Raw genomic sequence first — 12,731 nt, 5'->3', positions numbered from 1 at the left:
GTGATGATTTTATGATTAAAAAATTGATGTTCCTGCTGTCTGTTTTTTACGTTGTAACGTGTTTTGGACAGACCTATAAAGCAATCGATACTGCAGATTATCTGCAGCGGAAAGAATTTCTGAAAATATTTTCTCTAAATAATGAAAGTCTTATTAAGAAAAGCAAAGCCGATTATCCCGGAAAAAAAGGCAGCGAGCTGGCGAAAGTTTATAAAAATTTTGAGAAAGATTTTACTCAAAAAGTAAAAGATAAAAATTTTGTTTTCAATTCTGTTTTTGATGAAAAAGTAAAAAGTCTCATTAACGGTTTAAGGAAAAACAACAGTCAGATTCCACAAGATCTGAAAATTCTGATTGCGAGAGACAATACGCCGAATGCCTACTGTTTTGCAGACGGCACTTTTGTAATCAACTTGGGACTTTTCAACTGGCTGAATAACGACGACCAGGTGGCAGCAGTAATTGCACATGAGTTGGGACACAAAATTTCAGATCACAGTTTAAAGGATTTTATCAGTTTAATTGACCATAATCAAACCGACAGGCTGCTGGTTCAGAATATCAAATACGATAAAGATAACAGCAACAAACGGGCTTTCGATATCTTAAAAAACAGAATCTATAAAAATAGAATTGAAAACCGGAAGCAGGAAATGCAGGCAGATTCTCTGGGATATGCTATTTTTAAAAAGAGTAGTTTCAGACCGGCAGAATTTGTTAATACGTTAAAGAGACTGGAGGATTTTGATACGATTTCGCCGCGAACGCTAAAGCTGGACACTTACAAGAAATATTTCAGTCTGCCCAATCAGGAATTTAAAGAAAAATGGCTTAAAAAGGAAGATTTTTCACTGTATAATTACAACCATTACAAAGAAAAACTCAATAAAGATTCTGTGCGCTCTCATCCTGAAATTTCATTGCGGGTTGATAACCTGAGAAAGATTTTTCCTGAACTGAAAACAGAGGAGAAAGATGGGAAGGCATCAGATTCTTTTGCAGCACTCGAAAAAATCGCCAGAATGGAAACATTGCCTAATTTTTATAATTCTGAAGATTACGGCGTCGGCATTTATAAAAGTTTGCAGTTTTTGCAGGACGGCGAAGAAGAAAAGTATTACAGAAGCTGGCTCGGGAAATGTTTTTCTAAAATTTATGAGGCTAGAAAAAATTACAATTTAAACCGTTATTTAGACAGAGTAGACCCAAAAAATCAAAGTGAGAGCTATCAGCAGTTTTTGAATTTCATGTGGAATTTAAGTCTGGATGAAATAAAAAATATCGCGGATTTTTATAAAAAAGAATCCTAAGTATATAGTTTTAAGCTTCCAACAGATTTCTAAGTAAAAAAGCCTGACAAATTTTCAAAAATGTCAGGCTTTTTACTTTAAATTTTATACTTGATCAATAATTCAACCGCTCCAGCCGCACTTTATTGTATTTATCCTTTTCATTATATTCACGAAGCAAAATAAAGCCTTCCTTTGCCACAAACGGCGTTACCACAAAATTATCTTTCTCAGAAATAGGAATCACCTCCTGCTTGAAACTTCCTCCGATCAGTGTATTGATAAAGAGTTGCCAGTTTTTTTCTTTGGTTTCCTTATTTTTCTGAAAATCTCTGTAAAAGAATACAACATCATTTCCATCATTCAGATATTGCGAGAAAAGATAGTCATTGTCATATAATGATTTTTCTTTGCTGAAAACTTTTACCCCTTTTATCTTAAAATTCTTGTCTGTAAAAAGATAAACCAAATCTGTGGTCTTACCAACGCCCAGATTAAAATCAATCTTGTATTTTTCTAAGAGAATCCCCATACTGCCGTCTTTCAGAAAAAATACGTCGCGGGGCTGGAGATGATAGCCTTTTTCTACATAACCAAACTCATCAATTTTCGGAAGAAATGCAGCCATATCTGTATAATAGATCATTCTTTTGGTGTCTACCTCAAATGTTTTTTTATCTACAATCATTCTGGCAAAGCCGGTTCCCATTTTGTTCTCAAAATTTCTTCCTACCACAACTATTTTATCATCAAAAGTTTTATCGTTATCTAAATTTCTTGTGGTAGAAGAGAACGAAGTAATGTTTTCTAAAGTATCATCAGAAAGACCTGTAACAGGTTTTGAGGCAACTTCGTTTCCTGTTTTGATATCTAATACCAGCAGACTGAAAGTTTTTTTATCCTGAATTTTCTTTTCAGCAAGAAAGTAAATATGCTGATCATCCTTATCCAGAAGCCTCAGTCTTTCATTGTTTTTTTTGTCACCGCTTGTATTATATTTATACCTCCAGATTTCTTTTTTATTCTCATCAAATTTAATGAGTGCATTGTCAGTCGTGTACTTGCCAAAATCTTTAAGTTCAATCGCGATAAAACCACCTTCTTTAATTTCTACCACAGTAGATTCGTAGTTGTAACCCTTCTCTTTCTTCTCTTCTCTGTTTTCTTTTCGGGCTTCCTTCCAGTTTTTTGGCTGGTCGATTTCTTTGAAAGCACCACTCTCATAATTATAATAGGTTTTTCTCTGAATGGTGTTGGAGCCGAGATCAATTTCCATAGACCGTGGAGTAAAAATCTCACTCATTTTTATTTTGGTATAGTCCAAAGAATTGGGGCGGAGGATAACTTTTTTTCTAAAATCGATGTATCCGGAATAGCCGCCTGCAGTGATGTCGCCTTCAAATTCTTTATTGGCAATAGGATTTAGGTTTTTATCTAAAATTACGTATTCAAATTTTTTTGTCTTGTCACCAGATTTACCGTAAGAATATAAAGAAACATATCCGTATAGATTATCATCGACGTCAAACAGGGCATTCATCCCTAAATAGTCACCCGATGCCAAAGATGCCAAATCCTGAGTCTGGGAATAGCACAGGGCATTTGCCAATCCAAAAAAGTATAGAAAGATTTTCTTCATATTTAAAAATTGAAATCCAAAAGTAGTGAATTCAAGGATATTTCAAACAGGTTGATGAAAATATTTTTATGTTAAATTATTGTTGATTAATTTTCAGTAATATGACACATAAGTCGCAATAGATTTAATTTAAATTAAGAGCTTTTTTAAATTTTTTTCAAATAAATAACTATGGTTCAAAACTCTTCGACGGGCTCAGAGTGACACCGTTAAATTGAGCGGTTAGTATTAGATTTGTCAGTCTGAGCCTGTCGAAGACTCAATTAATCAAACCATCTAAAATCAGTATAATCAAACTATTTTAATAATTTTAAATAGGCTCTAAAAATATTTCAGACCATATCAGAAGAAAATCAAATATTTTCGAAATCTAATATGTTCTTTTCATCTGTAGAAAGTGAAAAAATACTTCGTGACTTATGTGTAAAAATTTTATTGTAACTCCAACAAAAAAGCCCTGATTTCTCAAGGCTTTCAATTTATATTTTAGAAAGTAAATTTCTGAAATTCGTTTTCTCATCAATAATTCTTCTCAGTTCAGAAACCGGAACTCTTTCCTGCTGCATTGTGTCTCTGTCTCTGATGGTCACCGTATGATCGGTTAACGAATCGTGATCAATCGTGATACAGTAAGGCGTTCCAATAGCATCCTGTCTTCTGTAACGTTTTCCGATGGCATCTTTTTCTTCGTAGAATAAATTGAAATCATATTTCAGATCATTGAAGATATTCTCAGCATATTCTGCCAAACCATCTTTTTTCATCAAAGGAAGAATCGCTGCTTTTACCGGAGCCAATGCCGGAGGTAAAGATAAAACTGTTCTTTCCGAACCATCTTCCAACACTTCATCTTTTAAGCAATGAGAGAATATTGAAAGGAATAATCTGTCTAAACCAACTGAAGTTTCCACCACATATGGAACATAGTTTTCATTTCTTTCAGGATCAAAAAACTGTAATTTTCTACCAGAATGCTTCTCATGCGCCTTCAAATCGAAATCAGTTCTGGAGTGAATACCCTCAAGTTCCTTAAATCCAAACGGGAAATTAAATTCAATATCCGCTGCAGCATTCGCATAATGTGCCAGTTTCTCATGATCATGGAATCTGTAGTTGTCATTTCCTAAACCAAGTGCCAGATGCCAGTTCAGACGTTTTGTTTTCCACTGTTCGTAGAATTCCAGTTCAGTTCCCGGAGCAACGAAAAACTGCATTTCCATCTGTTCAAATTCACGCATTCTGAAAATAAACTGTCTCGCAACAATCTCATTTCTAAATGCTTTACCAATTTGTGCAATACCAAACGGAAGTCTGTGACGGGAAGTCTTCTGCACATTTAAAAAGTTTACGAAAATACCCTGAGCAGTTTCCGGTCTTAAATAAAGATCCATCGCAGAATCTGCTGACGCACCCAGTTTGGTTCCGAACATCAGGTTGAACTGTCTTACCTCAGTCCAGTTTTTTGAACCGGTATCAGGATCAGCAATTTCCAGTTCTTCAATCAAAGATTTTACATCAGCCAAATCTTCATTTTCTAAAGATTTTGCCAATCGGGATAAAATTTGTTCTCTTTTCGCACGGTATTCCAAAATTTTAGGATTCGTCGCAACAAACTGAGCTTTATCGAAAGACTCACCGAATCTTTTGGCAGCTTTTTCAATTTCTTTATTTTCTTTATCCTCGATTTTTGCGCAGTAATCTTCCACCAAAACATCCGCTCTGAAACGTTTTTTAGAATCCTTATTGTCAATCAGAGGATCATTAAAAGCATCAACGTGGCCCGAAGCTTTCCAGGTAGTCGGGTGCATTAAAATCGCTGAATCAATACCCACAATATTTTCGTTCAGCTGTACCATCGCTTTCCACCAGTATTGTTTGATATTATTCTTCAGTTCTGCACCATTCTGTCCATAGTCATAAACAGCTGATAAACCGTCGTAGATCTCACTAGAAGGGAAAATAAACCCATATTCTTTAGCGTGAGAAATCACTTTCTTGAAAACATCGTCTTGCTTTGCCATAAATTTTTCGTCTTACCTGCAAAAATAGTGAAAATGTAGGAAGTTAAAAGCGGGATGACAGAAGTTTTTAATCCTGAAATTATTATGAGCCGGGAACCTGCTGTCCACTATATCTTTTTTGTGGCGGTCTCCTCTCCGTTCCGTCCGCCACAAAAAAGGATGCCGTTTCCATCAGGGCTATTGACAAAATTACGTTTAAACAACTGAAATTAATAGGAAAAACCTCATAGGTTTTAGAAACCTATGAGGTTTAGCGACAGCTCAAAAATTAAAATCCCAATTTACACCAGCATACTTCCAAACCTAACGGGTTTCGAAAACCCGTTAGGTTTAGACCATGCAATATTTAATCAGAAATAAAAAAAGCAGTTTTAAAAAACCGCTTGATATTATTTTAGAAATTATAGCTGAGCCCAACTCCGTTTCCGCCAATCTCGAGTTTGTAAAAACGGCTTGCATGAGTATTTTCAGCTTCTGTGTCATTTTTGTCTGCGTTATTCTGAGTTTTAACCGCATTTTTCAGATTTTTGGATGATCCGACGGCAAAAGGAATGGCGATACCAATCAATCCTACACCGGCACCAACTAGACCCCAGCCGCCTTTTGCCTGCTCTTTAATAACCATACCATTTTGCACTGTTTTTTTTCCGCTGATCGCAGTAGCCAGTCCCCATCCGACCAATCCGCCACCCATTGCCCCAAAAACTTGAGAAACCGCATTGTTGGTACGTGATTTTTTCATGTAAGCCAACGCTTCTTGGTTTGTAAAAACACTTTTGTATTCTGAAGCCTTATATTTTTGGTTTCCCTTGATGAAAAATTCTCTGCCCGTTTTGCCTAAACTCAAAGTGTCAGTCGTTTGCGAAAAAAGATTCGATGACAACAGCAATGCGAATAATAGTAAGCTGAAGTTTTTCATGATTTTTATTTTTTTACAATGATAATTAAATTAATCAATTATCAGTAAAGATAAAATGTTAATTTTTTTCATCTTAGGGAGATTTGTAATTCTTCTTTTTTTTTAGGCATGAAAAAGCGTTTAAAGATAGGAGGACCCGACTAAACAAGTAGTTACACTCTTAAACTTATGAATAAAAATACAAAACCTAACGGGTTTCAAAAACTCGTTAGGTTTATGTCTAAACTTCAAAAAATATTTTTAAATTTAGATTAAAAATAGAAATGTATTATGAAAAAAAGATTCGAGTATAAAACCGTTATTATTGAACCAACAGGATTTTGGGGAACTAAATATGATCCTGCTGAAATCGATAAAATTTTAAATCAACACGGAAGTGAAGGCTGGGAATTGGTTGTCGCAGAAAGCAGGGATTACGGAGGAACTTTTTACGGTGTTATTTATACTTTCAAAAGAGAGTTGTAGAACTAATTTATTCTTAGTTTTGCGACATGTTAGAAATTCTGTATCGCGACGAACATCTTATTGCCATCAATAAACCCAGCGGACTGTTGGTTCACAAATCTTTCTATTCCGGAGAGGCAGACACGTATGCGATTCAGGAGCTGAGAAAACAGATTGGGCAAAAGGTCTATCCTGTTCACCGTTTAGACAGAAAAACTTCGGGCGTTTTGCTGTTTACTTTAGATAAAGAAACGTTGAGAAACATGAGCGAACAGTTTGCATCGCGGGAAGTCCAAAAGAAATACATTGCCATTCTCCGTGGATGGACAAAAGAAGAAGAGACAATCGATTACGACTTAGTCAATGAAAATGAAGTCAAACAAAATGCTGTCACATATTATAAACGTTTACAAACATCTGAAATAGATCTGCCATTTTTAAAGCATCAGACTTCAAGATACTGTCTGGTGGAAGCTATTCCTGAAACGGGACGGTTTCATCAGTTGAGAAAACATTTTAAACATATTCTGCATCCAATTTTAGGCTGTAGAAAACATGGCTGTAACAAGCAAAATAAATTGTGGCTAGAAACTTTTGGCATTAGCAAAATGACACTTCATGCCCATCAGTTAATCTTTAATCATCCTGTTTCCACCGAAAAAATCACCTTAAACGCAACAATTGACGAAGAGTTCAAAAGGATAGGTGATATTTTGAAACTCGATTTGAGTGCATATCTGTAATTGTCACAAAAGTTTCGTCAGTTCGAGTGTTTTTCGTAATGAAATGAAGAAAAATGTATCGAGAACTTCGCGCAAACTTCTCGATACACTTCGCTTTGCTGCGTTACTCGAAGTGACGAAATTTTGCTAATAGATTATAAGATCAACTTGTCGACTATTATCATGACTTTGAGTTTTTTTAATTGCAAAGTCCTACGATAAAAAGATATTACTGACAGTGCAGATTGTGAAATTTGCGAAAGAATTCGTGAAATTTGTAATTAAATAACACACATCAACAAAACATTAATTTTAAAATGATTATTTTTGTAAAACTTTTTTTCAATGTACAAATCGCTTATTCGCCCCATCCTTTTCAAATTTGATCCTGAAGAAGTTCATCACTTTACTTTTTCGATGCTCAAAAATTTCGGATTTTTAACCAAATTATTCCTTCCAAAACCTATCGTAGACAAACGTCTTGAAAGAGAAGTTTTCGGACTGAAATTTAAAAATCCCGTTGGATTGGCGGCTGGTTTCGATAAAAATGCGGTTTTATTCAACGAATTAGGCGATTTAGGATTCGGATTTGTAGAAATCGGGACGGTAACTCCAAAAGCACAAGCTGGAAATCCCAAGAAAAGACTCTTCCGTTTGATTGAAGATGGAGGAATTATTAACAGAATGGGTTTTAACAACGACGGTCTGGAAGCAGCTATTGAAAAACTGAAAAGTAACAAAGGGAAAATCATCATCGGCGGAAACATCGGAAAAAATACCAACACAACCCCTGAAAATTACACTCAGGATTATCTCGACTGTTTCGAAGGTCTTCATCCTTACGTGGATTATTTTGTTTTAAATGTAAGCTGTCCAAACGTCGGAAGCCACGCCAAACTGGAAGATGTTGAATATCTGAGAGAGCTGATTACTGCGGTTAAAGAAATTAATCAAACTAAACCGACCCAAAAACCAATTCTTTTAAAAATCGCTCCGGACTTAAACAACCAGCAACTGGACGAAATTATCGAACTGATTGCCGAAACAAAAATCGACGGTATCGTCGTTTCAAATACATCAGTTAATAGAGAAGGTTTAAAAACTTCTCCTGAAGTTTTAGCAGAAATCGGGAACGGTGGTTTAAGTGGAAAACCGATTCGTGAGCGAAGCACAAAAATGATCAAATATCTTTCTGATAAAAGCAACAGAGCTTTCCCAATCATCGGAGTTGGTGGCATTCACTCTGCAAAAGATGCGATTGAAAAGTTGAATGCGGGTGCAAGTTTGGTTCAGTTATACACGGGATTTATTTATGAAGGACCACAACTCATCAATGATATTAATAAGGAAATTTTAAAGAGAGCGGGTAGAATTTCGAGGTAAAACTTCCATTTATCTTACAACTTATTGCAAAAAATAATGAGAACACTTCAGTGATTGAGGTGTTCTCTCTTTTTTCTGTATGGTTTTGTTTTTCAATATTTTACAATTGCTGCGTATCTGTGTAGTAGCTGTTTTTTTTGTTGTTTTTAATGTTTTTTATTCATTTGCATGATAAAACACACCTCAGATTAATGAACCAAAAAAGATTGGATAAAAATTATCTCAGCAGTTTACTTTTAGTAAGTAAGCTTGCTTTGGTTTTTTTATTTTTTTTCGTTCAGAATTATCGTTCTCAAATACTTATATCAGGGGGAGCCTCAATCTACACTGAAAATGAGGCGGTCATCATTTCATCTGATTCTTCATTTACAAATCATTCAAAAAGCAGAATTTACATTTCTTCAGGAGTTGTCATTTCTGGAGATGATTTTGAGAAAAATTTTGAGATTGAACAGGTCATTTCTTCTGAAAAGATAGAGATTGCTCCAACAAAACATTTGGCACTAAAAACAGCTGAAAAAGAGCCCGAAAATTCAGTAAATGATACAGGTGTATCTGAGAAAAGGAAACCTGTCGTAGTGAAAGCTGCATTTTCTAACCACGAATTTGAGTTTCTGTATGCTTTTTCAAATGGTTCAGCTAAAATTATTGTTCCCGCTTCGCAATTTCATGTAAAGCAATTGTTACAATCACAAAACTGTACAAATTCTTTAGTCTTTAAGGACTGCAGGCTGAAATTGTTTCTTTTTAAAACGAGCGAAGTTTTTAGTTCTCAGAAAAAATCTGCCTTTTCGGTTCGGCCGCCACCTTTCCTGGTTTAAATATCTGCTATTTACAAATTTCCCCTGTCTTTCTCTGTCCTGAAAATGGATGGAGCGGAGATTCATTTATTAAAATTTAAAACAAATGAAAAATAAATTATTAATTGCATTACTGCTACTTTTCGTAGGATTTTGGGGTAATGCGCAAACGCCGAATTTGATTTACTCTCAAAGATTTAGTGCTGTTGGTTCAGGATTTTCCGGCGTACCGACCGTAAATGTTAACATTCCATCTGGTGAGAATAGAATGATGGTGGTGTATGTTTTAATGGAACGTGTTCATGTACCTGTAAATAGTAATTATCCCTGCAGTCCTGATGGATCACTGAACAATATATGCGACCTTAATATTTATGTAGGATCTAATCTGATGAATATTGCAGCAAGTAATAATCATTATTATTCTATGCCCGCAAAGGAATTTTCTTTAAGTCGCGTTGTACATTTTATTGGTGATGCTGATGGATTACCAACCGGAAATACCAGCATCACTATACCTAACCTCAATTTACCGGAGTCGAATGCTGATGAGATGGCTGTAATAGTTTCTGTTTTTGAGAATGTAAAGGCTTTTTCATCTCAATTAGCGCATGAAATAATTGATGATCCTACAGGTTCGACTGTTGTAACTGCTTCGGGAAGCCATATTACGGTACCGGTCGGTCGGTCAATTTCTGATGTTGTTTATTTAGGAATTGGGGGTATTACTCAGCAATCCACACTTTCTTTTTCATCAGGATGGACAAGTCCTAACACACCCAATACAATTCCTCCAAGAGCAATGTCTGTTGTCGTTTCAAATAATTCTGGTCCAGTTACTTCAACATATAGTTCTGACAGAGGCGAGCCAGATGGTGCTGCTGCAAGAATGGCATATAGAACATATACTGATACTTCCAGTCCTCCTAGTTTTACCTTATCCAGAAGCGCAACAAATATAATTCATCACGGTCATGGCTATTTGTTTGCATTTATTCCTTTCGCTAAACCAGGCATCAGTGGTACGGTTTATCGTGATAATAACGGTCTTCCTGTGAATGCGGGCGGAACAGGTGGCGCAGTTTATAATTCTTCGGCCAATGGGATCTTGTACGTTAATGTTTTAGATGCGACAGGAAGTACTGTGATTGCAACCGCACAGGTTAACAATTCGGGAGTATACAATATTCCGGAAGGCGGAGATCTGATGGAGGGAACAACCTATGTTCTACAGCTAAGCAGAAACCAAGGTGTTGTTGGGCAACCAGCTCCTGCAAAACAACTTCATACCAGTTGGTTAACCGTAGGAGAAAGTCTTTTTACATCGGGTACATCGGATGGAAGTCCAAACGGATTACTCACCATCACTTTAGGTGATACCAACAGTACAACCACCCGTTTCGGTGTTAATATCTGTACTCCACCGGCAATCACTTCCCAACCTTCGGGTGCAAATTATTGCCAAAACACAACAGCAACTGCAGTAAGTGTTACTGCAACAGGAGCTACCTCTTATCAATGGTATAGAAATACAGTAAACAGCACATCGGGCGGAACAGCAGTAGGAACAAACTCTGCTAGTTATACTCCCGTTACAACCGCGACAGGAACATTCTATTATTATGTAGTTGTTGGAAATGGCACTTGCTCTGTAACTTCAAATACGGCAACTGTAAATGTAGTCTCAGGAATTTCAATCAGCAGCCAACCTACGGGCGCAAATTATTGCCAAAATGCAACCGCAACTGCATTAAGTGTCACTGCAACAGGAGCTACTTCTTACCAATGGTATAGAAATACACTAAACAGCACATCTGGCGGAACACCTGTAGGAACAAACTCTGCTAATTATACTCCGGTTACAACCGCAACAGGAACATTCTATTACTATGTGGTCGTTGGAAATGGTACTTGTTCCGTAACTTCAAATACTGCAGTTGTAAATGTAGTCTCAGGAATTTCAATCAGCAGCCAACCTTCGGGTGCAAATTATTGCCAAAATGCAACAGCAACTGCATTAAGTGTCAGTGCAATAGGAGCAACTTCTTACCAGTGGTATAGAAATACAGTAAACAGCACATCTGGCGGTATGGCAGTAGGAACCAATTCTTCTGCTTATACTCCGGTTACAACTGCAGCGGGAACATTGTATTATTATGTGGTTGTTGGAAATGGTACTTGCTCTGTAACTTCAAATATTGCGGCGGTCAGCGTAACAGCAACACCTGCAACACCCGTTCCCGGTTCTTCCATAATAACTAATGTGTGTCCTGATACCACAGCAAATTTAACTGCCATTCAACCGGCGGCGGTAAGTGGGCAAACTTATGAGTGGCATACGGCAGCAACCAATCCCAACGGCGGAACTTTAGTCGCAAATCCGGGAGCGGTAAGTAACGGAACCTATTATTTATATTCAAAAACAATTTACGGAAATTGTTACAGCAACACATCCAATGCGGTTACCGTAACAATCAATGCGTGCGGAACGTGTACAGAACCGGGAGATTTCAGCCAGAATGGAACTCCGACAAAAGTAGGAATCACAGTACAGCCAAAACAGGATGGTTGGCCTACAAATATTCCGAACGGATTCATTGCTTTACAGTCAAAATCAAAAGGAATGGTCATTACCAGAGTTGCACGAGTAGGTGGCGGAACGAATGGCGCACCAGACTTGACTACTGATTCTGTGAAAGATCCGAAAGAAGGAATGTTGGTTTATGATCTCAATTCAGAGTGTGTAAAATTATTTAACGGAACGGTTTGGAACTGTATTTCAAACATTTGTGATCCTACCAATTAATGGCATTTATTGTTTTACTCAGTTTGATGAATTGATAATTAAATTTAAAAAAAATGAAAAAATATATATTCAGCGCAGTAATGGTTTCCATGGCAACATTTGCCAGTGCACAAGTTTCGTTTGGCGGAAAACAAACGGTAGAAGGAACGTCAACTTTAGTAGATTTTAACAGTCCGCTTACAGCAGATACCAACTCGACGACGAATAACAATACCAGTGGAATTATTCTTCCCGCAGTAGAAAAAGAATCTTCGGTTACCGCACCAAGCAACGGCACTTTCATCTATGATCATGAGGCGAAAATGGTGAAAATGTTTCAGCAAAACAGTTGGATACAATTAAGCGATGCGGGAAACAACAGCCAAATTGTGGTGAACAGTGCTACCGATCTCAATGCCAGTCATGGTGCCATCATCGGCTCACCTACGAGTGCTGCAAATGGAATTTTGGTATTAGAATCTGATGATAAAGCCATGATTCTGCCAAGAATTCAAAATCCACATCAAAACGTAAAAAGCCCTTATCCCGGCATGATGTGTTATGATACGGTAAAAAAAGCCCTCGCGGTTTTCGATGGTACACTTTGGAATTACTGGAAATAATTTTTTGCAAATCCCGATGCAGAGCTGTTTTCACGAAAGTGGGAACAGCTCTTTTATTCTCAGAAATAAAATTCTTATTTTTGATTACCTATTTAACCATAGAAAA

The 12,731-nt window shown here is 36.8% G+C and carries 10 protein-coding genes; 7 read left to right on the top strand and 3 right to left on the bottom strand.

Annotated elements, in window-relative coordinates:
• Positions 1–11 precede the first annotated feature (11 nt).
• Positions 12–1,310, top strand: coding sequence for a M48 family metallopeptidase (locus ASG21_RS15560; protein WP_056082557.1), 1,299 nt, complete (start codon positions 12–14; stop codon positions 1,308–1,310).
• A 94-nt stretch (positions 1,311–1,404) separates the two neighbouring features.
• Here the strand turns inward: ASG21_RS15560 and ASG21_RS15555 are convergent, their stop codons facing one another.
• From ASG21_RS15555 to ASG21_RS15545, 3 genes are all read right to left on the bottom strand, one after another.
• A complete protein-coding gene (locus tag ASG21_RS15555; RefSeq protein ID WP_056082553.1) occupies positions 1,405–2,928 on the bottom strand; it encodes a hypothetical protein in 1,524 nt (507 codons plus the stop codon).
• Between the two features lie 479 nt (positions 2,929–3,407).
• On the bottom strand, positions 3,408–4,949 hold the full coding sequence (locus ASG21_RS15550) for a glycine--tRNA ligase (RefSeq protein ID WP_056082548.1): 1,542 nt from the start codon (positions 4,947–4,949) through the stop codon (positions 3,408–3,410).
• Between the two features lie 394 nt (positions 4,950–5,343).
• Entirely contained in the window at positions 5,344–5,868 is a 525-nt protein-coding gene (locus tag ASG21_RS15545; RefSeq protein ID WP_128414333.1) for a hypothetical protein, read from the bottom strand.
• Positions 5,869–6,138: 270 nt separating this feature from the next.
• Between ASG21_RS15545 and ASG21_RS15540 the strand changes: the two genes are divergently transcribed.
• From ASG21_RS15540 to ASG21_RS15515, 6 genes are all read left to right on the top strand, one after another.
• Positions 6,139–6,333: a DUF4177 domain-containing protein gene (locus ASG21_RS15540; RefSeq protein ID WP_056082543.1), complete on the top strand. Its 195-nt coding sequence runs from the start codon at positions 6,139–6,141 to the stop codon at positions 6,331–6,333.
• 26 nt (positions 6,334–6,359) lie between these two features.
• The gene (locus ASG21_RS15535) at positions 6,360–7,055 is read left to right on the top strand and encodes a pseudouridine synthase (protein WP_056082540.1); all 696 of its coding nucleotides are present in this window, start codon (positions 6,360–6,362) and stop codon (positions 7,053–7,055) included.
• A gap of 324 nt (positions 7,056–7,379) precedes the next feature.
• Entirely contained in the window at positions 7,380–8,417 is a 1,038-nt protein-coding gene (locus tag ASG21_RS15530) for a quinone-dependent dihydroorotate dehydrogenase (protein ID WP_056082537.1), read from the top strand.
• A 191-nt stretch (positions 8,418–8,608) separates the two neighbouring features.
• Positions 8,609–9,238 carry a hypothetical protein gene (locus ASG21_RS15525; protein WP_056082534.1) on the top strand — a complete coding sequence of 210 codons (630 nt, stop codon included), beginning with the start codon at positions 8,609–8,611 and terminating at the stop codon, positions 9,236–9,238.
• 85 nt (positions 9,239–9,323) lie between these two features.
• Positions 9,324–12,023 carry a hypothetical protein gene (locus tag ASG21_RS15520; protein WP_056082531.1) on the top strand — a complete coding sequence of 900 codons (2,700 nt, stop codon included), beginning with the start codon at positions 9,324–9,326 and terminating at the stop codon, positions 12,021–12,023.
• Positions 12,024–12,076: 53 nt separating this feature from the next.
• Complete coding sequence (locus ASG21_RS15515) at positions 12,077–12,625, top strand: hypothetical protein (RefSeq protein WP_056082529.1); 549 nt, start codon at positions 12,077–12,079, stop codon at positions 12,623–12,625.
• Positions 12,626–12,731: the final 106 nt, after the last annotated feature.

Origin of the sequence: Chryseobacterium sp. Leaf394, from assembly GCF_001424105.1 — a bacterium.
Taxonomy (GTDB): Bacteria; Bacteroidota; Bacteroidia; order Flavobacteriales; family Weeksellaceae; genus Chryseobacterium.
Note: the sequence above shows the minus strand (reverse complement) of the source record. Positions and strands in the feature narration are given on the sequence as shown.